Origin of the sequence: Streptomyces sp. NPDC014882, from assembly GCF_043081325.1 — a bacterium.
Classification (GTDB): Bacteria; Actinomycetota; Actinomycetes; order Streptomycetales; family Streptomycetaceae; genus Streptomyces.
In genome coordinates this window covers 502,784-526,822 of the sequence record NZ_JBIBWL010000001.1, presented here as the reverse complement: position 1 = coordinate 526,822, position 24,039 = coordinate 502,784, and the positions used below count along the sequence as shown (strand labels likewise).

At 72.7% G+C, this 24,039-nt stretch carries 26 protein-coding genes; 10 read left to right on the top strand and 16 right to left on the bottom strand.

Annotation, left to right across the window (positions count from 1 at the left end; genetic code table 11):
- Window positions 1-129: 129 nt before the first annotated feature.
- On the top strand, window positions 130-1,290 hold the full coding sequence (locus tag ACF09K_RS02350; protein WP_392240581.1) for an acyltransferase family protein: 1,161 nt from the start codon (window positions 130-132) through the stop codon (window positions 1,288-1,290).
- A gap of 189 nt (window positions 1,291-1,479) precedes the next feature.
- Here ACF09K_RS02350 and ACF09K_RS02345 read toward each other — a convergent pair whose 3' ends face one another.
- The 7 genes from ACF09K_RS02345 to ACF09K_RS02315 form a co-directional block, all read right to left on the bottom strand.
- Window positions 1,480-3,060 carry a methylmalonyl-CoA mutase gene (locus tag ACF09K_RS02345; RefSeq protein ID WP_392240580.1) on the bottom strand — a complete coding sequence of 527 codons (1,581 nt, stop codon included), beginning with the start codon at window positions 3,058-3,060 and terminating at the stop codon, window positions 1,480-1,482.
- A 565-nt stretch (window positions 3,061-3,625) separates the two neighbouring features.
- Entirely contained in the window at window positions 3,626-4,939 is a 1,314-nt protein-coding gene (locus tag ACF09K_RS02340) for a hypothetical protein (protein ID WP_392240579.1), read from the bottom strand.
- Window positions 4,939-5,598 carry an RNA polymerase sigma factor gene (locus ACF09K_RS02335; protein WP_392240578.1) on the bottom strand — a complete coding sequence of 220 codons (660 nt, stop codon included), beginning with the start codon at window positions 5,596-5,598 and terminating at the stop codon, window positions 4,939-4,941. The genes ACF09K_RS02340 and ACF09K_RS02335 overlap by 1 nt, the downstream gene beginning before the upstream one ends.
- 415 nt (window positions 5,599-6,013) lie before the next feature.
- A complete protein-coding gene (locus tag ACF09K_RS02330) occupies window positions 6,014-6,946 on the bottom strand; it encodes a hypothetical protein (protein WP_392240577.1) in 933 nt (310 codons plus the stop codon).
- Between the two features lie 88 nt (window positions 6,947-7,034).
- Window positions 7,035-7,652 (bottom strand): RNA polymerase sigma factor, encoded by a 618-nt coding sequence (locus tag ACF09K_RS02325; protein WP_392240576.1) that lies wholly within the window; start codon window positions 7,650-7,652, stop codon window positions 7,035-7,037.
- Window positions 7,653-7,837: 185 nt separating this feature from the next.
- Entirely contained in the window at window positions 7,838-8,278 is a 441-nt protein-coding gene (locus ACF09K_RS02320; protein ID WP_392240575.1) for a hypothetical protein, read from the bottom strand.
- Window positions 8,279-8,395: 117 nt separating this feature from the next.
- Window positions 8,396-8,800 carry a hypothetical protein gene (locus ACF09K_RS02315; protein WP_392241011.1) on the bottom strand — a complete coding sequence of 135 codons (405 nt, stop codon included), beginning with the start codon at window positions 8,798-8,800 and terminating at the stop codon, window positions 8,396-8,398.
- A 230-nt stretch (window positions 8,801-9,030) separates the two neighbouring features.
- Between ACF09K_RS02315 and ACF09K_RS02310 the strand changes: the two genes are divergently transcribed.
- On the top strand, window positions 9,031-9,525 hold the full coding sequence (locus ACF09K_RS02310) for a DUF1877 family protein (RefSeq protein ID WP_392240574.1): 495 nt from the start codon (window positions 9,031-9,033) through the stop codon (window positions 9,523-9,525).
- Window positions 9,526-9,768: 243 nt separating this feature from the next.
- Here ACF09K_RS02310 and ACF09K_RS02305 read toward each other — a convergent pair whose 3' ends face one another.
- Both ACF09K_RS02305 and ACF09K_RS02300 read right to left on the bottom strand, forming a co-directional pair.
- Complete coding sequence (locus ACF09K_RS02305) at window positions 9,769-10,350, bottom strand: hypothetical protein (RefSeq protein WP_392240573.1); 582 nt, start codon at window positions 10,348-10,350, stop codon at window positions 9,769-9,771.
- Between the two features lie 314 nt (window positions 10,351-10,664).
- Window positions 10,665-12,251 (bottom strand): glycoside hydrolase family 20 protein, encoded by a 1,587-nt coding sequence (locus ACF09K_RS02300; RefSeq protein WP_392241009.1) that lies wholly within the window; start codon window positions 12,249-12,251, stop codon window positions 10,665-10,667.
- 237 nt (window positions 12,252-12,488) lie between these two features.
- Between ACF09K_RS02300 and ACF09K_RS02295 the strand changes: the two genes are divergently transcribed.
- The 5 genes from ACF09K_RS02295 (at window position 12,489) to ACF09K_RS02275 (ending at window position 16,761) form a co-directional block, all read left to right on the top strand.
- Window positions 12,489-13,079, top strand: a complete 591-nt coding sequence (locus ACF09K_RS02295) for a 2-oxo-4-hydroxy-4-carboxy-5-ureidoimidazoline decarboxylase (protein ID WP_392240572.1) — start codon at window positions 12,489-12,491, stop codon at window positions 13,077-13,079.
- A 259-nt stretch (window positions 13,080-13,338) separates the two neighbouring features.
- Window positions 13,339-13,719, top strand: a complete 381-nt coding sequence (gene sdhC / locus ACF09K_RS02290) for a succinate dehydrogenase, cytochrome b556 subunit (protein ID WP_392240571.1) — start codon at window positions 13,339-13,341, stop codon at window positions 13,717-13,719.
- Between the two features lie 5 nt (window positions 13,720-13,724).
- Window positions 13,725-14,210, top strand: a complete 486-nt coding sequence (locus tag ACF09K_RS02285; protein ID WP_392240570.1) for a succinate dehydrogenase hydrophobic membrane anchor subunit — start codon at window positions 13,725-13,727, stop codon at window positions 14,208-14,210.
- A gap of 23 nt (window positions 14,211-14,233) precedes the next feature.
- Window positions 14,234-15,988 (top strand): succinate dehydrogenase flavoprotein subunit, encoded by a 1,755-nt coding sequence (gene sdhA, locus ACF09K_RS02280; RefSeq protein ID WP_392240569.1) that lies wholly within the window; start codon window positions 14,234-14,236, stop codon window positions 15,986-15,988.
- A complete protein-coding gene (locus ACF09K_RS02275; protein WP_392240568.1) occupies window positions 15,988-16,761 on the top strand; it encodes a succinate dehydrogenase iron-sulfur subunit in 774 nt (257 codons plus the stop codon). Before sdhA ends, ACF09K_RS02275 begins: the two co-directional genes overlap by 1 nt.
- Window positions 16,762-16,839: 78 nt before the next feature.
- Here the strand turns inward: ACF09K_RS02275 and ACF09K_RS02270 are convergent, their stop codons facing one another.
- The 4 genes from ACF09K_RS02270 to ACF09K_RS02255 all read right to left on the bottom strand — a co-directional run bounded on the left by ACF09K_RS02270 (window position 16,840) and on the right by ACF09K_RS02255 (window position 18,971).
- On the bottom strand, window positions 16,840-17,103 hold the full coding sequence (locus ACF09K_RS02270; protein WP_319257293.1) for a TM2 domain-containing protein: 264 nt from the start codon (window positions 17,101-17,103) through the stop codon (window positions 16,840-16,842).
- 416 nt (window positions 17,104-17,519) lie between these two features.
- Window positions 17,520-17,930, bottom strand: a complete 411-nt coding sequence (locus tag ACF09K_RS02265) for a DUF2752 domain-containing protein (RefSeq protein ID WP_392240567.1) — start codon at window positions 17,928-17,930, stop codon at window positions 17,520-17,522.
- A complete protein-coding gene (locus tag ACF09K_RS02260; RefSeq protein WP_392240566.1) occupies window positions 17,923-18,408 on the bottom strand; it encodes a TM2 domain-containing protein in 486 nt (161 codons plus the stop codon). Before ACF09K_RS02260 ends, ACF09K_RS02265 begins: the two co-directional genes overlap by 8 nt.
- 92 nt (window positions 18,409-18,500) lie before the next feature.
- Window positions 18,501-18,971, bottom strand: a complete 471-nt coding sequence (locus tag ACF09K_RS02255; protein ID WP_392240565.1) for an ATP-binding protein — start codon at window positions 18,969-18,971, stop codon at window positions 18,501-18,503.
- A gap of 237 nt (window positions 18,972-19,208) precedes the next feature.
- Here ACF09K_RS02255 and ACF09K_RS02250 point away from each other — a divergent pair, with 237 nt between their 5' ends.
- Together ACF09K_RS02250 and ACF09K_RS02245 are read left to right on the top strand one after the other, a co-directional pair.
- Window positions 19,209-20,060: a helix-turn-helix domain-containing protein gene (locus ACF09K_RS02250; protein WP_392240564.1), complete on the top strand. Its 852-nt coding sequence runs from the start codon at window positions 19,209-19,211 to the stop codon at window positions 20,058-20,060.
- An 8-nt stretch (window positions 20,061-20,068) separates the two neighbouring features.
- Window positions 20,069-20,263, top strand: coding sequence for a DUF397 domain-containing protein (locus ACF09K_RS02245; protein ID WP_392240563.1), 195 nt, complete (start codon window positions 20,069-20,071; stop codon window positions 20,261-20,263).
- A gap of 166 nt (window positions 20,264-20,429) precedes the next feature.
- Here ACF09K_RS02245 and tgmC read toward each other — a convergent pair whose 3' ends face one another.
- From tgmC to tgmA, 3 genes are read right to left on the bottom strand one after another with little or no spacing between them, the layout of a single operon-like run.
- Entirely contained in the window at window positions 20,430-21,599 is a 1,170-nt protein-coding gene (tgmC, locus tag ACF09K_RS02240; protein WP_392240562.1) for an ATP-grasp peptide maturase system methyltransferase, read from the bottom strand.
- Window positions 21,580-22,554, bottom strand: coding sequence for an ATP-grasp ribosomal peptide maturase (gene tgmB / locus ACF09K_RS02235; RefSeq protein WP_392240561.1), 975 nt, complete (start codon window positions 22,552-22,554; stop codon window positions 21,580-21,582). Before tgmB ends, tgmC begins: the two co-directional genes overlap by 20 nt.
- Before the next feature lie 3 nt (window positions 22,555-22,557).
- On the bottom strand, window positions 22,558-22,812 hold the full coding sequence (gene tgmA, locus ACF09K_RS02230; protein WP_392240560.1) for a putative ATP-grasp-modified RiPP: 255 nt from the start codon (window positions 22,810-22,812) through the stop codon (window positions 22,558-22,560).
- Between the two features lie 114 nt (window positions 22,813-22,926).
- Here tgmA and ACF09K_RS02225 point away from each other — a divergent pair, with 114 nt between their 5' ends.
- Window positions 22,927-24,027: an XRE family transcriptional regulator gene (locus ACF09K_RS02225; RefSeq protein WP_392240559.1), complete on the top strand. Its 1,101-nt coding sequence runs from the start codon at window positions 22,927-22,929 to the stop codon at window positions 24,025-24,027.
- Window positions 24,028-24,039: the final 12 nt, after the last annotated feature.

The following is a 24,039-nucleotide window of genomic DNA, read 5'->3' as shown; positions in this document are numbered from 1 at the left end:
CGTTCTGTCGAACAAAAGGTCTCCTGATCAGGCCCTAGGATCCCCGTTGACGACTCTCCGGTGATCCGATCGTCTCCGGTCAGGAGCGTGCGTGAAAAGAACCCACGGGGCACTGCGAGGGATACCAGCGTGACCGAAACGGTCGTGAGCACATCGAAGCCTCAGCCCGCCGCGGCTGAGTCCGTCCAGGAGCCCGGCGCCGCCCTCCCGGCCGCGCCGGCACCGGCCCGCCGGGAGGCCGGCAGGCTCCGCGCGCTGGACGGACTGCGCCTGGTCGCCGCGCTGATGGTGGCGGTGTACCACTACGCCGGTCGCGGCGGCTACGTCACCGAGGCCTGGGGCACCTCGCCGAAGCACCAGTTCCCCACCCTGCACGCGTTCGCCGCCTACGGGTGCCTGGGCGTCCAGGTGTTCTTCGTGATCAGCGGGTTCGTGATCTGCATGAGCGGCTGGGGCAGGTCCCTCACGTCGTTCTTCGCCTCCCGCGCGTCCCGGCTGATGCCGGCCTACTGGGTGGCCGTCCTGCTCGTGACGGCGGTGTTCGCCCTGCCGCCGGTCGTCTACGAGGCCGTGTCGCCGAGCGACGCGCTGCTGAACATGACGCTCCTCCAGCAGCCGCTGGGAGCCGACCGGGTGCTCGGCGTGTGCTGGACGCTGTGGGTGGAGATCCGCTTCTACGCCCTGTTCGCGCTGTGCGTCGTCCTGCCGGGGGCGAACCGCCGCCGGGTCGTCATGTTCTGCGCGGTCTGGACGCTGGCCGCCGCCGTCGCGCAGGCCGCGCACCAGCCGCTGCTCGACCTCGTCCTGATGCCGGAGTACGCGCCGTTCTTCATCGGCGGCATCGGCCTCTACCTCGTCCACCGCGACCGCCGGGACGCCCACGCCTGGGGCATCGTGGCCGTCAGCTTCCTGATCGGCCAGCACTACGCGGTGAGCGAGCTGTGGAACGCCTCGGACCCGGACGCCTTCGCCCACCGCACCACCACCGGCATCGTCGGCGTGGTCGCGTTCGGGTTCGTCGCCGTGGCGGCGATCGCGCTCGGCCACCTGCGCTGGGCGAACTGGCGCTGGCTGACGGTGGCGGGGGCGCTGACGTACCCCTTCTACCTGGTGCACGAACACCTCGGCTGGGTGGTCATCCACGCCCTGCACCGCACCCTGGGCCTGCCGGCCGGGGTGACCTTCGCGCTGACCGTGACCGCGATGCTGGCCCTGGCCTGGCTGATGAACCGCTTCGTCGAGAAGCCGCTGACCCCGCGGCTGCGCGGGGTGCTGTCCCGGCCGCTCTGAGCCGGGACGGCGGCCCGCCCCCCGGCCGCCGGACGCCGGACGCCGCGGCGGGCGCCGTGGCCGGGCGCCGTGGCCGGGCACTTCAGCCGGGCGCCGCAGCGGGCGGGATCCCGGTGGGGACGGTCTTCAGGTCCTCACTCACCGGGATCCCCGCTCCGGCACGGCAGCACGGCAGCACGGCAGCACGGCTCAGAACGCGTCGCTGGGCACGTAGGTGCCCCAGATCTCGCGCAGGGCGTTGCACACCTCGCCGACCGTCGCGCGGGCCCTGAGGGCGTCCTTCATCGGGTAGAGGACGTTGTCCTCGCCCTCGGCGGCCTTCCTCAGCTCGGCGAGGGCCGCGTCGACCGCCGCCTGGTCGCGTTCGGCGCGCAGCCTCGCCAGGCGGTCCGCCTGCTGGGCCTCGATCGCCGGGTCCACGCGCAGCGGCTCGTAGGGCTCCTCCGCGTCGAGCTGGTAGCGGTTGACGCCGACCACGACGCGCTCGCCGGAGTCGGTCTCCTGGGCGATGCGGTACGCGCTGCGCTCGATCTCGCCCTTCTGGAAGCCGTGCTCGATCGCGGACACCGCGCCGCCGAGGTCCTCGACCTTGCCCATCAGCTGCAGCGCGGCGGCCTCGACGTCGTCGGTCATCTTCTCGACGACGTACGACCCGGCGAAGGGGTCGACCGTCGCCGTCACGTCGGTCTCGTAGGCGAGGACCTGCTGGGTGCGCAGCGCGAGCCGGGCCGACTTGTCGGTGGGGAGCGCGATGGCCTCGTCGAAGGAGTTGGTGTGCAGGGACTGGGTGCCGCCGAGGACGGCCGCGAGGCCCTGGACGGCGACCCGGACCAGGTTGACCTCGGGCTGCTGGGCGGTCAGCTGCACGCCCGCCGTCTGCGTGTGGAACCGCAGCATCAGCGACTTGGGGTTCTTCGCGCCGAACTCCTCCTTCATGACCTTCGCCCAGATCCGGCGGGCGGCGCGGAACTTGGCGACCTCCTCCAGGATCGTCGTGCGGGCGACGAAGAAGAAGGACAGGCGGGGGGCGAAGTCGTCGACGTCCATGCCGGCCGCGACCGCCGTGCGCACGTACTCGATGCCGTCGGCGAGGGTGAAGGCGATCTCCTGCGCGGGCGAGGCACCCGCCTCCGCCATGTGGTAGCCGGAGATCGAGATCGTGTTCCACTTCGGGATCTCGGCCTTGCAGTACTTGAAGATGTCGGCGATCAGCCGCAGCGACGGCTTCGGCGGGAAGATGTACGTCCCGCGCGCGATGTACTCCTTCAGCACGTCGTTCTGGATCGTGCCGGTGAGCTTGTCCGCGGGGACGCCCTGCTCCTCCGCGACGAGTTGGTACAGGAGCAGCAGCAGGGCGGCGGGCGCGTTGATCGTCATCGACGTGGACACCTTGTCCAGCGGGATCCCGCCGAACAGCACCCGCATGTCGTCGATCGAGTCGATGGCGACGCCGACCTTGCCGACCTCGCCGGAGGCGATCGGGGCGTCGGAGTCGTGGCCCATCTGGGTGGGGAGGTCGAAGGCGACCGACAGGCCCATCGTGCCGTTGGCGATGAGCTGCTGGTAGCGGGCGTTGGACTCGGTCGCCGTGCCGAAGCCGGCGTACTGGCGCATGGTCCACGGGCGGCCGGTGTACATCGACGGGTACACGCCCCGCGTGTAGGGGTAGGCGCCCGGCTCGCCCAGCTTCTCCGCCGGATCCCAGCCGTCGAGTGCGTCCGGCCCGTAGACCGGTTCGATGGGCAGTCCGGACTCAGACTCGCGCGCCATGGTGTGTTGCCTCCCGCTGAACGTTACTCGCCGGCTACCAGCTGGTACGGCCCGATCCTTCGACGGACTGTAGCCGTGCGCCTCCGACCCGTGGAGGGGAGCACGCTGGGACCTTGCTCACAGGGCCGCTGCGGTCCCCGTCACCACCATGCCGGGCCGGCCGCGCGGCGTCATCCGGGGACACGCGCGCGAAAGCCGCCGACGGCGCCGGCGGGCGTGCCGGAGGGGACGGCGAAGGACGTGGCGGGGACCGTTGAGCCGCGAGCCGCGGGCCGCGGGCCGCGGGCCGCGGGCGCGGAGCGGCGCCGGGACGTCGTCCCGAGGGTGCTCGGGGGACTCGGCGGGACTCCGCGGGACTTGGGGGACTCGAGGGGAGAGGTATGGGGCGCGGGCGGGACCGGGGGAACGTGTCCCGCCCGCGCCAGGTGCACGAGCCGTGGGTACGGGGGGAACCCCGGCTCAGTGCGAGGGCCGATGACCAGTCGGCTCACTAGTTACTGCGGCTGGGCCGCCGAAAACGTCACACCCTGCGGCAGGAAATTTTTGCGGCGCGTGAAACCGCAGGTCAGAGGGGGTTGAGGAACCGCTGCTGCTGCGCGTCGCCGACGCCACCGGCGTTCCCGTTCCCGTTCTCGTTCCCGTCGGCGTTCCCGTACCCGTCGCCCTGCGCGCCCTCGTCTGCCTGCGCGCCCTCGTCGGCCCGCACGCTCCGGTCGGTCTGCGCGCTTTCCCTTCCGCCCCGGCTCTCGCTGCCCTTGCCGGTCGTCCCGCCGGACTGCCCCGCACTCCGGCCGCCGTTCTGGTCGCCGTTCTCGTTGCCGCTCCGGCCGCCGTTCTGGTTGCCGTTCTCGTTGCCGCCCTGTTCGCCGGTGTCGCCCTGTTCGCCTGCGTCGCCCTGCTCGTCGCTGCCGCCGCCGACGCCGCCGTCCCGGGCCTTGCCGCCGCTCGGCTCGCCGGGATCCCGGTCTTCGCGGCCGCCGAGGAGGTCCGCGCAGTACGCCGGTACGCGCGCGGGGCCGCCCGCGGCGTGTTCGAGGGCACGGCGGCGCTCGGCGGCCAGTGCCCGGCCGGCGCCCTTCTCCCGGCAGGACGCGGCCAGGTCGTCGGCGCGGGCGCCTCCGCCGGAGGCGTCCGGGCCCGGTGCCGGGGTGTCCTGCGCGCCGCCGCCGGGGGCCGCCGGGCCGGTGCCGCCGGGGGACGCGCCGGGCGTGGGCGAGCCGAGGGGGCGGTCGGGTCCGGGCGTCGCGGCAGCGGACACGGAGGCGGCCGGTCCCGGTTCGGCGTCGTCGAACGGCGTGGGCAGGAACCCGCCGCCGGCCGCGACCGCCACCCCGCCGACCATCCCGACGGTCAGCGCGGCGGCCAGTCCGAGGCGGGCGGGGCGGGCGGGGCGGATCCGGCGGAGGCGTCGGCCGGACGACCGGACGGAACCGCCGATGCGGACCAGGACGGCGTCCTCGGCGGGCGCGGGCCGGTGCGGGAGGACCGGCTCGTCGCCGGACGCCGGCCCGCGGGCGGCGGCCCGTCCGGAGGAGAAGGCGGGGCCGGACCGGAAGGCGGGGTCGGTGTCCGGCGCCCGGTCCGCCCGGTCCGCCCGGGCCTTGCGGAACGCGGCGAGGGCCGCCGCCTCACCGGGGATCTCCCCGTCCTCGCGGACGGGCGGGGCCGACATCGCGGCGAGCGCGCCCAGGGTCCTCGCGAGCCGGTCGGCCTCGTCGCGGTGGGCGGGTGCGACAGCGTTGTCCGCCGTCTCCCCGGCCAGCAGGCGCTCCGCCGTCTCGCGGTTCAGCCAGCGGCCGGTGGAACGGCCCCGCGCGGGGCCGGCCGGGGATTCCGCTTCCTGGGCGTCTTCGGGGAACACATGGCGATCGTCGGCCATCACATGTCCTTCTGCGTCGGCGCGCACACGTGCGTCACACCGCCGGACGTCACCGCGCGCCCCCTCGGTGCCCGTTGCGCCGGCAGCGCGTCGAGCACGCCCGCCGTGTCCGGGTCGTCGCCGAGCAGCTCGGCGAGCTTCCTCAGCCCGCGGTGCGCGGCCGTGCGTACGGCGCCGGGCCGTTTGCCGAGCGTCTCGGCGGCCGTCTTGGCGTCGAGGCCCACCACCACCCGCAGGACGACCGCCTCGGCCTGGTCCTGGGGCAGGCGGGCGATGAGGTCGAGGGTGCGGCCGGTGGCGAGCGCCTCGATGGCCTCGCCGGCGGTGTCGGACGCGGCGGCCCGGCCGGTCAGTTCCGTCTCGTCGCCGACCGACACGGGCCGGCGCCCCCGCATCCGGATGTGGTCCAGCGCGCGGTTGCGGGCGATCCGGGCGGCCCAGCCGCGGAACCGGTCGGCGTCCCCGCTGAACCGCTCCAGGTCACGCGCTATCTGGAGCCAGGACTCGGAGGTCACGTCCTCGGCGTCGAGGTCGCCGACCAGGGTGCGGACGTACCCGAGGAGCCGCGGGTGCACCGAGCGGTACACAGCGCGGAAGGCGTCCTCGTCCCCGTGCTGTGCCGCGAGCACCGCGGCGGTCAGCTCCGCGTCGTCCCCCACGTCGTGGTTCCTCGGTCGATGGTGCGGTCCGCCGGCCGCAGAGGGTCGGGTCCGCCGGTGGTCGCGGTCGCAGCCGGTCACGCTGCTCCGGTCCTTGCGCCGTCCGGCGCGAAAGGCACGTTACGACCTGAAACCGCCGATCGTCCACGTCCGCACGAGCTGCAACCGACTCGTGACGCAAGCGCACGGGCACCGGGTGTGACAGAAAACGCACGCACGGCGCTGTAGGAGGTACGGGTCGCCGTGCGGCCCGTGCCGCGCGACGGCCGGGGCCTCTCCTGTGGGGGGTGGCGGCCCCGGTCGTCGCCGCGGCGCCTCCCGCCGATCCGTCGGCCCGCCGATCCGTCGGCCCGCCGTTCGGGCGGCTCGACCGACTCGTCACGACGGCACCGCCCGCGCACCGGGCGGCGAACGGTCACCGGTCCCCGGCCTCGGCCTTCGGCGTCCTGGCCGGCTGCGGCTGACCGTTCCCGGTGCTTCCGGTGCTCCCCGTGCTTCCGGAGCCCCCGGCGTCCCCCGTGGTGCCGGTGCTGCCGGTAGTGCCGGTGTTCCCGGCCGTTCCGGTTCCGGTGTTCCCGGCGGTTCCGGCTGTTCCGGCCGTTCCTGCGGTTCCGGTCGTTCCGGCGCTCGCCGCGTTCCCCGTGCCGCCGGTGGTGCCCGTGTTCCCGGCGGCCGGGTCGGCGCCGTCGGTGCCCCCGTTCTTGCCGCCGTTCCCGGGGGTCGCCGTGGCCGACGCGGTCCGTGCCGCGCAGTAGGCGGGCACGTTCTCCTCGCCGCCGGCGGCGGTGACCAGGCGCTGCCACGCCGTGGCGTCCATCGCCCGGCCCCGGCCCGCCGCCTTGTCGTAGGCGCGGCAGTGGGCCTCGGTGTCCTTGGCGGACGGCGGCCGGTCCCGGTCCGCGGCGGTGCCGGAGGACGGCGGGGCGGCGGGTCCGGTACGCCGGGTCTCCGGCGCGCTCGCCGACGACGTGCCGCGGCCGCGGCCGCCGTCCGCGGTGTCCGCCGAGGAGCCGGCCGAGCCGATCGCTGCGACCGCGACGCCGCCGAGGGTGAGGCTCGCCAGGACCACGGAGAGCGTGGCCCGCAGCGAGCGGACGGTGGACCGCTGTCCGCGGGGCCGCCAGTCGTCCCGCCGCCGGGTACGGGCGCGGTGCGCTCCGGCGTCCCGCGCGGCCCGGAAGGCGGCGACGGCCTGCCGTTCGCGCTCGGCGCCGCCGGAGGTCTCCCGCAGGGCACGCGCGAGCAGCGCCTCCACCCGGGCGTGACCGCCGTCCGCGCCGGGGAGGGGGCGGGCGGGGTGGGCGGGCCGGCGATGGACGTCCTCGCCGCCGCTCATCCGTTCACCCATGTCCGATTTCCGCCTGTCGTGCTCGTCCGGGCTCTGCCTCCGGGCGCGTTCGCCGTCTCTGATCCATACGGACCGCGACCGCCACCGTTCATGTCGACTCCCCCAGCGTCCGGGAGCCGTCATCCGTCACACCTTCGCCGCCGAGCTGGCGGGCGAGTCGTTTCAGGCCCCGGTGGGCGGCCGTGCGGACCGCGCCGGGGCGCTTGCCGAGGACGCGGGCCGCGCCGGGCCCGTCCAGGCCGACCACCACCCGCAGCAGGACGGCCTCGGCCTGGTCGCGCGGCAGTCCGCGCACCAGTTCCAGGGCCCGCTCGGTGGACAGGGACTCCACGGCCTGGTCGTGGGTGTCGTGCCGGCCGGGCAGGTCGAGCACGTCCTGTTCCAGCGTGGTGGCCCGGGGCCGCACGCGCAGCCTGCGCAGGTGGTCCAGGGCCCGGTGCCGGGCGATGGTCGCCGTCCAGCCCCGGAACCCCGCCCCGTCGCCCTTGAACCGCCCGAGGTCGCGGGCTATCTCCAGCCAGGCGTCGGAAGCGACGTCCTCGGCGTCGTCGCCCACGATGCCGCGCAGATAGCCGAGCAGCCCCGGTTGCACGATCCGGTACGCGACCGCGAACGCGGCCTCGTCGCCGCCCTGCGCCCGCTCCACCGCCGTGCCCAGTTCCCCGTCGTACGCGTGCGCGCGCCGGGGTTCCCCTCCCTGGCCCAAGACTGTCCTCGTTCGTGCGGAGTTCGTGGCGGGTGCGTGGCGAACGCGCCGCACACCGGTCCCGGTCGCGTCCTCGCCCCCACGGTCATCAGCGTCAGGCCTCACGGAAATGTCACAGGACGCCGCCGGCGCCGGCTCGGCCCACCCCCGTGGGACCGTGCCGGTGCCGCCGGCCGTCCCCCGGGTCAGGCGGCCGCCCCCCTGGTGGGCGCGCCCCGGCCCGGTGTCCTGCGGGCCCTGCCGTGCAGGGTCAGGTAGAAGGTGTGCAGGGACTCGTCGGCGCCGCCCGCCTCGAAGCGGTTGACGACCTTGCCGAGGGGGTTCCAGATCCGTCCGTCCGGCATGCGCACCCCGACGGGCTGGCCGAACCAGGCCCGGTGCCGCTCGTCGAGGTCGACCCACACCGCGCCGGCCCGGCGGACCAGCACCTCTCCCACGTACGCCCCGAGTTCGACCAGCGTGCCGTGCGCCCGCTCCCGGTCGGCGCCGCCCTTGCGGAGCCCGTCGACCAGGAAGTCGACGACGCGCAGGCTGGCGACGGAGTAGTCCAGCGGCAGCCGGCCGCGCGCGCCGGCACGCGCGACGAATCCGGCCGCGCGGGCCCTCATCCCGTCCGCGTCGTCCATGACGTCCGTCCCTCCGCTCGGCCGGAGGAACCGTCGGGCCGGGTCCCTCCGCCTGCCCCAGCGGATCGGGCCCCGCAAGCATCACGGGTCCCGGCTGTGTCTCTTGTCACACCGCCGTCAGGCCGGGCCGGCGAGGGTCGCGTCCCGGCACAGCAGGCGCAGGGAGCCGTGGCCGCCGAAGCAGCGGCGGGCCTCGTCGACGGGGTCCCACAGCCGGCCGTCGGGGGTGCGGACCCAGTGGTCGCCGCCCGTCGCCCACCACTCGCCGCCGGTCTCCCGGACGATCACCTCACCGCCGTACGCCCCGAGCCCGCGCAGCACGTTCTCGACGGCGCCGTACGGCGTGTCCTCGCGGCGCAGCTCGTCGATCACCCGGTCGACGCGCCACAGGCTCCGCGGCGAGTAGTCGAGGTGCAGCCGCGCGCCCTCGCGCAGCGCGGTCACGGCGTCCGCCGCCCAGCGCAGCGGCTTGGCCGCGGCGGAGGGCCGGCCGCCCGGCTGGGTCCGCCCCGGTTCCGGGATCCCCGCCGGGGTGCCCGCCGCGGCACCCGTCACCGTGCCCGCCGAGGCGTCCGCCGCGGCGCCCGTCGCGTCCTGAGTCACATTCCACGTCACATACGGAACAGCGAGGTCCGCCCGCATTCCGTCACCTCGCGCCGGGACGTCCCCGGGACCGTCGCGGAACCGCCCCGCTTTCCCCGCACCACCGGCACGGGAGTGACACTTCCGCGCTCCCGCGCGCTGCCGGAGTGATGAGCGCGTACTTCCACTTCCGCGCCGTACCGGCCTCGGCGCTGCGCAACAGCGCCGGCTGGCTGCGGAGACTCTTCGAGGACGACCAGGACGCCGTGCGCGGCCGGATCAGACGGCACCGCGAGGAGATCCTGGACGACCGCTACCCCGACCAGCAGCTCCTGTACGCCGACGCCCCGCCGGAGCACGTCGACGCCGGGCCCGGGGCCCACGTGGTCCTCGGCGGCCAGCGGGTCTACGCCACCGGCCCGAAGCAGTCGCCGTTCCTGCTGCTCACCGCGGCCCAGACGGCCCGGGTGGCGGCGTTCCTCGCCGCGTCCGACTTCGACGACCTGTGGCGCCCGGTCCGCCCCGCGCTGCTCCTCCGCCACGGCGGCCCGGCCCGGGAGGCCCGCACCCGCGCCGCCTTCGCCTCCGCCCACGCCGACCTGACGGCCTTCTACACGACGACCGCGCGGCACGGCGACGCGGTGGTGAAGTGGCTGCACTCCTGAACCGACGGTCGTGCGGAGCCGACGGTCCTGCCGAACCGGCTGTTCTGCCGAACCGGCGGTCCTGCGGAGCCAGTGGCACTGCCGAGGCGACGGTTCTGCCGAGCCGGCGCTCCCCTGAACCGGCGGTCCTGCCGAACCGGCTGTTCGGCCGAACCGGCGACCGTGCCGAGCCGACGGCCCTCGAAGGCCCGCGGCGCGCCCGGACCCGCAGCGCGCCCGGACCGGCGCCCCGGCCCGCGCGGGTCAGCCCCGTCCGCGTGCCCTGCGGGAGACCACCGCCCGCAGCACCCGGCGGCCCTCGACGGAGACCTCCAGGGCACGGCGCAGTCCGCCCGCCCCGTGCCCTGCCAGCACCTCCAGGACGGTGACCTGGCGGCGCAGCTCCGCCGCGGCCAGCGGCGGCATGCCCTCGGTGCCGCCGGCGCGGCGGGTGTCGAGCGGGGCGGGGTCGTCGGCCGCGTCGAGGAGCCGGTGGACCCGGAGCGAGGCGACCGAGCAGGCGTCCGCCCAGGCCCGTAGCCGCGGCGCGGTGCGTTCGGCGGGGGCCGCCGTCAGCATCCGCCGGGCGAGCAGGACGGCCTCGTCACCGCACTCCCCCTCGCCGTCGCCGTCGCCGAAGTCCCCGTCGGCGGCCAGCTTGCCGCGGACCTGCTCCAGCAGTCCGCCCCAGTCGGCCGCGTCGGAGGCGTCCGTGAGGTTCCCCCACAGCGGGCGCAGGATCTCGTCGTCACCCCCGAGAAGGGGCACGCACCGGTCCAAACAAGCCAGTCCGCTCGCGGCCAGTCCACGCTCGTCGGCCCGGGCGATGAGGTCCACCAGGCTCATGCACGCCTCCCTTTCGGGGCACCGCCCTTACGGAGCCCGCACTTCCCCTTACTGCGTGCGACAGCCGAGGAGTGTCACAGGGGAGCGGAGGGAAACTTTTCGGCCAAGCGGCGGGGGCGCCGCGGACAGCGCCACGAGCAGCACGGCGAAGGCACCGCGAGCACGGCCGCGGGCGGCGCCGCGACCACGCCACGACCACGGCCGGGGGCAGCGGCGCGACCACGCCGCGACCACGGCCGCGGGCAGGGCGCGGAGGCGCCGAGAGCACGTCCGGGGCAGCGGCGCGGGCGGCGCCGCGGAGGCGGCCGCGGGGCTCATCCCAGGCGGTCGGCCAGCGCCTTGAACCGCGTCCACGGCAGCTCCGGCGCGCGCGGGTCCCACAGCTTCTGCACGGTCGCCCGCAGCGGCATCCGGATGCCGGCCGCGACCTGGTCCTGCGTCTGGGAGTCCGCCAGGTCGCACCAGACGGCGAAGGTCCCGCCGAGGATCCGGTCGTCGTAGCGGGCGGGCACCGGCGTCGTGCCGCGCAGCACGCGCGGGGTCCACTGTTCGTAGATCCGCTTCCCCGTGGGGTAGACGAAGGTCTGCGGCTCGCCGAGGACGTAGTAGAGGAACTCGTCGTTGTAGTTGACGACCTCGCGGCCCGCGCCCAGGTAGTCGGCGGGCGGGCGCGCCCCGATCTCCTTGCCGGTCCAGTAGGCGACCTGGAGGGCGGCGTCGGCCTTCACGGAGGTGCCCTCGAAGAAGCCGTCGTTCCAGGCGCGCACGGTGCGGTCGTGGGCGCGGACGGTGTCGGCGCGGTCGTCGAGCCAGCCGGTCGCGAGGTCGGCGACGCCGGCGCCGGCGCCGTACCGCTCGCGCGCGGCGGCGGCGAGCTGCGGATAGGAGGCCTCGGGGTCCGGGACGGTGAGGGCCTGGTACTCGTCGCCGCCGAGGTGCCACTGGCCGCCGGGGAACAGCTCGGCGTACTCGTCGAGCAGGTCGTCGAGGAGGGCCGCGGAGGCGTCCTTCGAGATGTCGATCGCCCCGCGGGTGGCGACCCCGCGCGCGTTGCGCAGTTGCAGCTCGGGGTGGGCGGCGAGGACGGCGCCCAGGTGCCCGGGCGAGTCGATCTCGGGCACGACGGTGATGTGCCGGCTCTCCGCCAGGTCGACGATCTTCCCGACCTGCGCCTTGGTGAGGTGCTGCCGGGAGACGATCTCGGGGTGGGTGTCCGACTCGATCCGGAAGGCCTGGTCGTCGGAGAAGTGCAGCCCGATCTCGTTGAACTTCAGGTCCCCCAGTTCCCGCACCCGGTCCTCTATCCACCCGGGCGTGAAGTTCTTGCGCGCGATGTCCAGCATGAAGCCGCGCCGCGGCTTGGCCGGCTCGTCGCGCACGACGCCCTCCGGCGCCGTGGCGCCGCCGTGCACCGCCTGCTTCAGGGTGCGGGTGCCGTAGAACACGCCCGCGTCGGACCGGCCGCTGACGGTGACCCGCCCGCCGCGCACGGTCATGGTGTACGACTCCGGGTTCGCGCCCTCGCCGTCGTCGAGCGCCAGCCGCAGGTCCCCGGCGCGCACGTCGTCCCGCTCGCCCGCGTACGTCATCCCCAGCTCGCCGGCGACCAGCCGGCCCTCGTCGGCCAGGTCCGCGTCGTTCACCACGACCCGCTGCTTCGCCGCCGGCCGCCAGCCGGGGCCGCGCGCGGGGGTGTGCGCGCGGACGGCGGGAATCGTCTGCGGGGCCGTGGAGAGGGCGTACGACCGGCTGGGCGCGGGGCTCGCGTCCGACGCCGAGGGGGCCGGGTCGCCGCTCGCGGCGCCGGTCCGGTGCGCCGATCCCGCGGGCGTCCCGCCACCGTCCCCGGAGGCCCAGACGCCCACGCCCGCCCCGAGCGCGACGACGAGGCCGCCGGCCAGCAGGGCCCGTCGTACGGCCTTCTCCTGCGGCCTCTTCCGCGGCGCCCGGCGCCGATGCCTGTGCCTGCTCACCCCGACAACCTACGGCCCGCGCCGGGCCGGGGCGCGCCGAGGGAGCCCACCACCCGTTCCGAAACTCTCCCGTGCGGGTGAAATCCGGATATCCGCCGGACACGTCATGAACACTGCCGATAACGTGACGTCACACCTTTCACCACACCCCCTGCCGCACCACACGTGACGCGAGGATCCCCACTGCCTGCGCACCGTCTCTCCGACCTCCCGGACCACGTCGACCTCCCGGACCGCGTCAGCCTTCCGGACCGCGTCGTCCTGCCGACCCTGCCGGAACAGAGCAGGACCTCCCCGCCGGTCCCCACCGCACTGGACGGGTTCAACGGCGCGCCCGCGGCCGAGACCCGCCGCGCCCTGCTCACCTGCCTGCACAGCCCGCGCTGGGCCCACCGCGTCGCCGCCCACCGCCCCTACCCCACCCTGGACGCCCTGCTGGCGGCGTCGGACGAGGCGGCGTACGACCTGACGGCGGGGGACCTCGCGGAAGCGCTGGCGGCGGAGACCCTGCCGCCCCTGCCGGCGGACGCCTACGGGGCGGCCCACACGGCGCTCGGCGCCGCGCACGCGGCCTACGAGGCCCGCTTCGGCCACGCCTTCGTCGTCTGCCTGGACGGCGTCCCCCCGCCGGAGGCCCTGGACCATCTCCTGGAGGCCATCCGGTCACGATTGGCGAACGATCCCGAGGAGGAACGGGTGGTGACGGCGGAGGAACTGCGCCGCCTGGCGAGACAACGGCTGGCCGGGCTGCTCTGACGCCGCGGGGCCGCCGCCTCCCGCCGCACGGGGCCCCACCAGCCAGGACGCGGCCACGGACCGTGACGAAGGGGGCGTATCGCCGCATATGCCGCAACGCTCACCCATACGCGTGCCAGTTTGATCACACCGGTAGGCCCCCTGTAAGCCCGGCGCCGACGCGTGGCTACGATGCTGGGGGCCGGTGGACCGTACCCGGCCGGGCCCGTCCGACGCCGAAGCCGGCAGGCCCCAATCCCCGCTCCCGGAGGGTTCTTCCGTGCCGGCTGGAACGCTGTACCGCGGCCGGGAAGGAATGTGGTCCTGGGTGGCTCATCGAGTCACCGGCGTCCTCATCTTCTTCTTCCTGTTCGTACACGTGCTGGACACCGCACTCGTGCGGGTCTCCCCCGAGGACTACGACAAGGTCGTAGCCACGTACAAGACGCCGATCGTCGCCGTGCTGGAGTACGGCCTGGTCGCCGCCATCCTCTTCCACGCGCTGAACGGTCTGCGTGTCATCGCCGTCGACTTCTGGTCGAAGGGCACCCGCTACCAGAAGCAGATGCTCTGGGCCGTCGTCGGCATCTGGGTCGTGCTGATGCTCGGGGCGGTCTACCCCGTCCTCGGCCACGCCGCTCGTGAAGTCTTCGGGAGCTGAGACAGATGGCCACCACTGAAACCTCCGCGTCCGGAGTCGGCCCCGTCGAGGGCGGCGCCTCCCTGTACGACGTCGACCACCCGGCCCCCCTCATCGAGGCCCCGCGCAAGCGGACCAAGAAGTCCCCGAAGTCGACCCGGGGCAACTTCGAGATGGCCGCCTGGCTGTTCATGCGCCTGTCCGGCGTGGTGCTGGTCGTCCTGGTCCTCGGCCACCTGCTGATCCAGCTGGTGCTGGACGGCGGCGTCTCCAAGATCGGCTTCGCCTTCGTGGCCGGCCGCTGGGCCTCGCCGTTCTGGCAGGTCTGGGACCTGCTGATGCTGTGGCTGGCGATGCTGCACGGCGCCAACGGCCTGCGCACGGTCATCAACGACTACGCGGAGCGCGCGAACACCCGCCTGTGGCTGAAGGGCCTGCTCTACACCGCCACGGTGTTCACCATCCTGCTGGGCACGCTGGTGATCTTCACCTTCGACCCGAACATCCGCTAGGCACGGGGCTGAGGCAACCAACCATGAAGATCCACAAGTACGACACCGTCATCGTCGGCGCCGGCGGCGCCGGTATGCGCGCGGCGATCGAGTCGACGAAGCGCAGCCGGACCGCGGTCCTGACGAAGCTCTACCCCACCCGCTCCCACACGGGCGCCGCGCAGGGCGGCATGGCCGCCGCGCTGGCCAACGTGGAGGAGGACAACTGGGAGTGGCACACCTTCGACACGATCAAGGGCGGTGACTACCTGGTCGACCAGGACGCCGCCGAGATCCTGGCGAAGGAGGCCATCGACTCGGTCCTCGACCTGGAGAAGATGGGCCTGCCGTTCAACCGCACCCCGGACGGCACGATCGACCAGCGCCGCTTCGGCGGTCACAGCCGCAACCACGGCGAGGCCCCGGTCCGCCGGTCCTGCTACGCGGCCGACCGCACCGGCCACATGATCCTGCAGACGCTGTACCAGAACTGCGTGAAGGAGGGCGTGGAGTTCTTCAACGAGTTCTACGTCCTGGACCAGCTGATCACCGAGGTCGACGGCGTCAAGAAGTCGGCCGGCGTCGTGGCGTACGAGCTGGCCACCGGCGAGATCCACGTCTTCCAGGCGAAGGCCGTGATCTACGCCTCGGGCGGCACCGGCAAGTTCTTCAAGGTGACGTCGAACGCGCACACGCTGACGGGTGACGGCCAGGCGGCGGTCTACCGCCGCGGCATCCCGCTGGAGGACATGGAGTTCTTCCAGTTCCACCCGACCGGCATCTGGCGCATGGGCATCCTGCTGACGGAGGGCGCCCGCGGTGAGGGCGGCATCCTGCGCAACAAGGACGGCGAGCGCTTCATGGAGAAGTACGCTCCCGTCATGAAGGACCTGGCGTCGCGCGACGTCGTGTCCCGGTCCATCTACACGGAGATCCGTGAGGGCCGCGGCTGCGGTCCCGAGGGCGACCACGTCTACCTCGACCTCACCCACCTCCCGCCGGAGCAGCTGGACGCCAAGCTGCCGGACATCACCGAGTTCGCGCGCACCTACCTCGGCATCGAGCCGTACACGGACCCGATCCCGATCCAGCCCACCGCGCACTACGCGATGGGCGGCATCCCGACGAACGTCGCGGGCGAGGTGCTGGCCGACAACACCACGGTGGTGCCCGGTCTGTACGCCGCCGGTGAGGTCGCCTGCGTGTCCGTGCACGGCGCCAACCGGCTGGGCACGAACTCGCTGCTGGACATCAACGTGTTCGGCAAGCGCGCGGGCATCGCCGCCGCCGAGTACTCCCAGAAGGCCGACTACGTCGAGCTGCCGGAGGACCCCGCGTCCCTGGTCGTCGCGCAGATCGAGCGGCTGCGCAACTCGACGGGCACCGAGCGGGTGTCGACGATCCGCCGCGAGCTGCAGGAGACCATGGACGCCAACGTCATGGTGTTCCGCACCGAGCAGACGATCAAGACGGCGGTCGAGAAGATCGCCGAGCTGCGCGAGCGCTACCTGAACGTCTCGATCCAGGACAAGGGCAAGCGGTTCAACACCGACCTGCTGGAGGCCGTGGAGCTGGGCAACCTGCTCGACCTGGCCGAGGTCATGGCCGTCTCCGCCCTCGCCCGCAAGGAGTCCCGCGGCGGTCACTACCGCGAGGACTACCCCAACCGCGACGACGTCAACTTCATGCGCCACACCATGGCGTACCGCGAGGTGGGCGACGACGGCACCGAGTCCATCCGTCTCGACTACAAGCCGGTCGTCCAGACCCGCTACCAGCCGATGGAGCGTAAGTACTGATGGCTACCCCCGTTCTGGACAAGGCGGACTCGGCCCCCGAGCCCGGTTTCGCCGACTCCCCGTACATCACCGCCGTCTTCCGGATCCGCCGGTTCAACCCGGAGGTCGCGGCCGAGGCGACCTGGGAAGACTTCCAGGTGGAGATCGACCCCAAGGAGCGCGTCCTCGACGCCCTCCACAAGATCAAGTGGGAGCTGGACGGCAGCCTGACGTTCCGCCGTTCCTGCGCCCACGGCATCTGCGGCTCCGACGCGATGCGGATCAACGGCAAGAACCGCCTCGCGTGCAAGACGCTGATCAAGGACATCAACCCCGCGAAGCCGATCACGGTCGAACCCATAAAGGGCCTGACGGTCCTGAAGGACCTCGTGGTCGACATGGAGCCGTTCTTCCAGGCGTACCGCGACGTCATGCCCTTCCTCATCACGAAGGACACCAACGAGCCGACGCGTGAGCGGCTCCAGACGGCCGAGGACCGCGAGCGCTTCGACGACACCACCAAGTGCATCCTGTGCGCCGCGTGCACGTCGTCGTGCCCGGTGTTCTGGAACGACGGGCAGTACTTCGGCCCGGCGGCCATCGTCAACGCGCACCGCTTCATCTTCGACTCGCGCGACGAGGCCGGCGAGCAGCGCCTGGAGATCCTGAACGACCGTGACGGCGTGTGGCGTTGCCGTACGACGTTCAACTGCACGGACGCCTGCCCGCGCGGCATCGAGATCACCAAGGCGATCCAGGAAGTCAAGCGGGCGCTGATCACCCGCCGCTTCTGAGCACACCGTACGGCCGAGGGCCCCGTTCCGCGCAGCGATGCGGGGAGCGGGGCCCTCGGCCGTACGGGCGGGCGGGGATCAGCCGCGCAGGACGCGGCCCTGCGCGTCGGTGCGGTCGTTGCTCGTCAGGAACAGGATGCCGTCGATCAGCGCCCAGAAGCCGAGGCCACCGCAGGTGAGGAGCTGGGCGACGCCCACGCCGACGGAGCCGACGTAGAAGCGGCCGATGCCGAGGGTGCCCAGGAAGAGCTGGAGGATGCCCGCGACGATCTTCGACTTGTCGGAGTACGGACGGCCCATCGGGTCGACGCCGTAGGGGGCTTCGGGGGTGGGGACGGTCATGAGAACTGCTCCTGGATTGCTTCGTGTTACGGCGTTCCCGGAGCTGGTTGCTCCGGAACGGGGAGTCCGGGAGGGATGCGAGTTCTCCATACGTCGAGCTTGCGCCGACCGTGCGTCGACCACGTCCGCGCACGCCTTTCGGCCGTGCGGACGTCCCCCCTGTGGCCGTGAGCCTAGAGAACACCGAAGGTAAGAAGGGAGTGGGAACGAACGATCGTTCCTGTTCCGTGATCAAATCCCGCCAACCGCCGGGTACCCGGCAGGGTTGGCGCGTCGGCGCACCGGCGTGCGGGCTGCCGCTCCGCGGCCCGGGCGGGGCGGGCGGGGCGGGCGGGGCGTCGCGGACGGGGCGCGGCGGGTTCGGCGAGGCGCGGCGGGACGGGCTCGGCGGAGCGGGGCTTCCTGAGCGGGGCTCTCTAGAGGACGTTGCGCGCGACGGTCCACGTCACGGCGAGTCCCAGGATCACGGCCTGGACGCGTGGGCCGAGCGTGGGCCGCCAGCGGCGGCCGCGCAGCCCCTCCCACGTCCAGCGGCCCAGCAGCGCGAGGGCGAAGGGCGACGCGAGGAGCAGGGCCCGGTTGTCCATCCAGGCGGCGCCGAGGTGACCGTGCATCAGGTCGTACGTCATGCGGGTGCCGCCGCAGGCGGGGCACAGCAGGCCGGTGACGAAGCGGAACGGGCACTGCGGCAGCAGGTGTCCGCCCTCGTGCGGGTCGGTGACGTAGAGGTAGGCCGAACCGGCCAGACCGGCGGCGAGCACCGCGAGGGGTGCCGCCGCCGGGTGTCGCAGGAGGGAGCCGGGCTCCCCGCCCACCACGTCAGCCACGCAGGATCCGGCCCTGGGCGTCGGTCTTGTCGTTGCTGGTCAGCAGGATGATGCCGTCGATCAGCGCCCAGATGCCGAGGCCGCCGCAGGTGAACAGCTGGGCGAGGCCGAGGCCGACGTGGCCGATGTAGAAGCGGCCGACGCCGAAGGTGCCGAGGAACAGCTGGAGGATGCCCGCGATGATCTTCGACTTGTCGGACAGGGGGCGGCCGTAGGGGTCGTAGCCGTAGGGGGCGTTGGGGTCGCCGGTGTAGGTGCCGGGCGGGACGGCGCCGGGGGGCGGGTAGCCGCCCTGCTGGTACCCGGCCTGCGGGTAGCCCTGCTGGTAGCCGGGCTGCTGGTAGCCGCCCTGCGGCTGTCCGCCCTGGGGGTACCCGTACGGGCTGCCCTGCGCGCCTCCGTAGGGCCCCTGTTCGGCGCCGGGGTACCCGTATCCGGGCTGGGGAGGCTGCTGGGGCTGCTGCGGCTGCTCTGTCACTGTGGGTTCTCCCCCGAAGTCGGACGATCGATCGGACGCACGTCATCTTGCACGACCCGACGTGCCCTGAAGAAGTCAGGTGTTCCATCGTCCTACGTGGTGGCGAGTTCACACCACACGTACTTGCCCCGATTCCCGGATCTCGCCGCCGGCCGCCACCCCCAGAGTCCGGAACAGGCCCGCACCAGCCCGAGCCCGCGCCCGTCCTCCCTCTCACCGAACTCACCGAACCCGCCGGACTCGTCCGACTCCGCCGGGAACCGGGGCGGTTCGGGGTCCGCGTCCCACGCCCCGATCCACAGCACCCCGTCCGCCCACCGCACGCGCAGCGCCGCGGGCCCCTCGGTGTGCCGTACGGCGTTGGACACCAGCTCGGCGGCGAGCAGTTCGGCGGTGTCGACGAGGCCGATCAGCCCGTGGAGGGTGAGGACCAGCCGGAGCGTGCGGCGGCAGACGGTGACGGCACGGGGGTCGTTCGGGACGTGGAGGTCGTACTCCCAGGACTCGCCGGCCTGGGATTGCGGGAGCTGCTGGGACTGCTGCGGGGTTTCGTCTTCGGACATGCGTCGGCTCCGGTTCGGTTGGTGGGGGTTTCGGAGAGTCGCGGAAGACTCGCAGGCGGTGTCGTGCCGCAGCCGTCCTGGCAGGACGGGGCGGTGCGCTTCCGGGGGCCCGGCGGTTCCGCAGCGTGTGCGTCGCGTCACCCAAGGTAGGGATAACCTGTCATCCAAAGCAAGCCGATCCCGTAATCTGCCCCGAACGAGCCATACCGGCAGGCACGTTGAACCGAGGAGCGATCGATGGTCCTGAGGCGCGAACCAACGGCACGGCAGGTGCGCCTTGGCGTCGAATTGCGCAGGCTCCGTGAGGCCGCGGGACTCACCGCGCGCGAGGCGGCGGCACTGCTCGGGACCGGACGGGTGCAGATGAGTCACATCGAGTCCGGCCTCACGGGCGTGAGCGAGGAACGGCTTCGCCGTCTCGCATCCCACTACTCCTGCACGGAAGCCGAGTTCGTCGACGCGCTGGTCGCCATCGCCACCGACCGGACGCGCGGCTGGTGGGAGGAGTACAGGGGCTTGCTGCCCACGCCGTTCCTGGACCTGGCGGAGCTGGATCACCACAGCTCGTTCCGTCACGAGGTGGCCGTCCTGTTCGTACCGGGTCTCCTGCAGACGGAGGACTACGCACGCGCGGTCTTCTCCTCACGGATCCCCGAACTGACCCGCAATGAGATCGAGTTGCGCATCCGGCATCGGATGACCCGGAGCGCTGTGGTCGGGGATTTCTCCTCCATTCCCTACGACGTGGTGATCCACGAGGCGGCGCTTCGAATCCAGGTCGGCGATCGCGCCACCACGCGGGCTCAACTCGCCCGGCTCCTCGAGCTGTCCGACGCGGACCACATCACCCTGCGGATCATCCCCTTCGACCTGGAGGGCTTCGCCAGGGCCTCGAGCACGATGATGTACATGGGCGGCTCCCTCCCCAAGCTGGACACCGTCGTACGCGACGCACCCCACGGCTCGGTCTTCATCGATTCCGAGGCACAACTCGGCGCCTATCGAACGCGCTTCCGTAAGGTGGAGGAAGTGTCACTCGCACCCGACCGTTCGCGTGACTTCATCCACAGACTGGCCAAGGAACTGTGAGGCGCCCCGTGACCACCTCCCACCACTGGCGGAAGTCCTCCTACTCGGGCGAGGGCGACGGCAACAACTGCGTGGAGATAGCCCACTCGACCGCCCAGGTCGCCGTCCGCGACTCCAAGGCCCCCGCCCGCACCCCCCTCACCTTCCCGGCCCCCGCCTTCGCCGCGTTCGTCGAGACCCTGAAGAAGACCCCGGCCGCCTGACCCGGAACGGCCGCGGACGGGCCGCAGGCTCGGGTTCTGTGATCTGTTCCAGCGACCCCCGTACGCGGCGGGTTCGCCCGCGAAATCCGCCTCGGCCGCGGGGGGGCCCGGTCGGCGTCCTGTCCCAGCAGGGTGGTGCGCTCCGCTGGTGATCGCGGTACCTCGATCAGGCGATGTGGTGCTGCCAACGGAGCGCGGGGTGGCCGTCGATCCAGTAGGTGTGGGTCCCCTGCGTGATGTGGAGCTGTACCGCGGTGATGTCGGGGCTGTCCGCGTCCTGCCAGGCGGTGAGGGTCTGCTCGATCGTGTCCCACAGGGCCACGGGGCCGCCCTGGCGGACCGTCCAGGTGCCGTCGTGCTCCGTGAACGAGGCGAAGGATTCCCGGTCCGGGTCGAAGAGGTACAGCAGACGGTTGCCCTCCAGCGAGGTGGCGCGGACGAAACGCACCCCCGGGGCGGCGAGCTGCGCGAGGAAGGCCGGCATCCACTCTTCGAGCAGCAGCGGGGGCACCTTGGTCTCGCGCTCGCTGTCGGCGTAGGCGGTGCGGGCGGACAGATCACCGGCGATCGGTACCTCGGCCTGGGACCGGGCCTGCATGAACGAGCTGCGGCCGATGATCCTGCCCTCGGCGGTACCGTCCTCGGCCACCGTCACCTTCGCCAGTCCGGTGCCGTAGTGCCAGGATCCGCCGACCGTGGCGAGGACGATGCCGCCTGGCTTGGCCTGCCTGATCCAGGTGTAGGGGATGCGGCGCACCGCGCAGGTGGCGATGACGCGGTCGTACGGTGCGCGGCGCGGGTGACCGAGGAGCCCGTCCCCGGTGACGGTCCACGTCGAGAACCCGGCGGTCTCCAGGGCGGCGTCTGCGCGGGCCGCGACGTCCGGGTCCACTTCGACCGTGGTGACGTTGTCCACTCCGAGGCGGAAGCACATCAGGGCGGCGGAGTAGCCGCTCCCCGTGCCGATCTCCAGCACTTGGTGCCCGTCCTCCACCTCCAGCTTCTCCAGCATGTCCACCACGGTGACCGGGGTGGTGGACGAGGAGGTCGGGGAGCCCTCCACAGGGCCGCCGGCCTGGCCGGCAGTCAGGTGTCCGTCGAGCTGAGTGGTCAGGGACTCATCACGGTAGGCGATCCGCGCCCACTCCGTCCGATCGGTGCCGACCGCGGTGACCGGGCGCCACCGGCCGCCCTCTGCAAGCAGGAACACCCCGGGGTGCAGGAACAGCTCGCGCGGCACGGCCTCGACCGCCGCCCGCCAGCAAGGGCTGGAGAGGACGCCCGCCCGCGTCAGGCGAGCGGCAAGGGCGCGCCGCTCATCGGCGGTGTCGGTCATGGGCCACTCCTTGCGTCAGCAGTTCAGCGAATGCGGCGGACATCGCGAGGCCGGTGGATTCCTCCAGCCACCCCCACTGTCCGTTCGGGTTCAGCTCCAACCACCAGAGATCGTCGGCCTTGTCCACGGCGAAGTCGAAGCTTCCCGAGACCAGCCCGAAGTGATCGAGGTACGCGAGGAGCACCTTCTCCACTCGGTCGGGCAGGTCCACCACGCGGTAGGACAGAGCCGAATAGTCCTTGCGCCAGTCCAGCATCCCGGACTCGATCCGCACGGCGAACACCTCGCGGCCGACGACCAGCACGCGGAGGTCGGCCGCCTTGTCCACGACGGCCTGGAACAGGTGTGGCACCAAGGAGACGCTCTCGTCGATCTCGGCCACCGCCACCGGATCAGCCCAGCCGGTGACAGGAACGCCGTCGCGCTGGTAGGGCGTCCATCGGAGCGTCTTGAAGATCACCTGATCGTGACTCGCGACGAAAGCCCGCGCCTCGTCCGGGTCGTTCGTGACCAGGGTCGGCGGCACGGTCAGCCCGAGGCGCTGAGCGACGGCGAGCTGGTTGGGCTTGTAGTCCGCGGCGGCGTTGCGCAGTGGGTGGTTGAGCCACAGAGGCCCGTCGAGGGCGTACAGGGTGCCGCCGAGCCCGTAGCGGACCTGGACCGCCGCGAACCGTGCGTCGTCAGCGCCGAGGTGGCCGAAGGCGGGCCACACCGGGCGGCGCCAGTACACCGACCGGACCTGGACCAGGTCAACAGTCCGCGACGGAGTGCGGAGCTGTCCGGCCACGGGGGCCGGACAGCATCCGAACCGAGCGGAGACCGTCAGGGCCGTCCCGATGTCGGCGGGGTTGAACCTGGTCACCGGCACGTGGCGCCGGTTCAGCTCGCTGATCACCATGTCGGCGGTCAGGTCGTCCGCCTCCGTGGCCACGAGCACCGGCCTCTCGTCGGTCACGGGTCAGTCCTGCTCGGAGTCCTGGTCGTGCCCCTGGTCGGGCGCGGAGTCCGAGTTCGTGGTCGTGCTCGTCTCGGTGCCCTTGCCGGTCCCGTGCTTACCCATCTCGATCACTGTGCCGGCGCGGTCGGTGTAGACGCCGAGCTGGGTGTCGGCGTCGAGCGTGACCGACGCGTGGGGGCGGCGGGTGACGGTCGGGTACGGGGCGAGCCGGCCGGCTCCCCAGGGACGCATGCCGGTCTTCACTGCGGTAGCCATTCCGACCTCCTTCATGACGGTGACTGTTGCCGAACCAGAAGCTACGGTCACCGTGAGTGGAGTAGAACTGACTGTGGGTACGGGTTGGGCGGCCGAGGGCACAGGGGGTGGCGCATGGCTGCGAAACGAGCTGCGCGCGAACGCGCGGCCATGGGCACGATCGCCGGTTTCGTACTTCGCCTCGCCCGGGAGAGCGCGAACCGCACACAGGTCGGCATGGCCGAAGCGACGGGGGTCGACCTCGCCACCTGGCAGGGCTGGGAGAGCGGACGTCGGCCGCTCGCCAACGTGAAGGCCAGCGGCCTCCTGAGCCTGCGGCGCCGGTTGCTCGCGCTGGGAGCCGATCCCCGCGTTCTCCACCTTCTCGACCCGGCAATGGACGCGGACCGCGTTCTCGCCGCGACGATCCACCCGGAGAGCAACACCCGCCACCCGCTGGCGGAGTGGGTACACACCCGCGACACGGCCCACATGATCGCCTGGGCGCTGAACGGCACCGTCCCGCCCGCCCTCGCCAGTAGAGCGGCACCGGGGCGTCGCGGCCCCGTCGCCAAGGCCCCGCTCCTGGCAGCCCCCGACCGCAGCGTGTTCTTCTCCCACCTCCGGGACACCGCCGAGTCCGCCTTGCGCGCCGGAGAGGACGGGCTGTTGCTTCACCGCCAGGCGCTCTACCTGTGCTCCTACGACCGGACCTCCGAGGCGACGTCGTGGATGAGCCGCGCTCTGCACACGCGCCAGGGCTTGACTGCCGTCCGTGGCTGGACCCCTCACTGGGCGACGGCACGGTCGACTGCCGCCGCACTGGTGCGGCTCGGGGATCGCCAGCCACTGCTGGACTTCATCGACCGGGGTCTGACGGACGACGATGCCGCCGAGACCGCGAACCTCAACTACTGGGCCTACTGGCTCGGTTCGATCCGGGAACCGCAGTCTGACGACAGCTTCATGCGGCACGGACCGACTCACTGGGAGCCCGTACGGCTCCTGCGCGGTCTCGCCGAAGGTCTCCACCAGGCTCCGGCATACACGGACTTGTACGTCCACTCGCTCTGGGCCCTGCTGATCACCAATCGATGGCTTCCCCTGGCAGACCCTGACCTGACGGAAAGGCTGAGCGCGCACACCACCCGTCTCCTCGATCACGACCGGATCTCCCCGCGAGCGAGGCGGGAACTCAGTTCAGTGCATTACGTTCTACGCGAGAACCGCACATGACACATCGGAGGA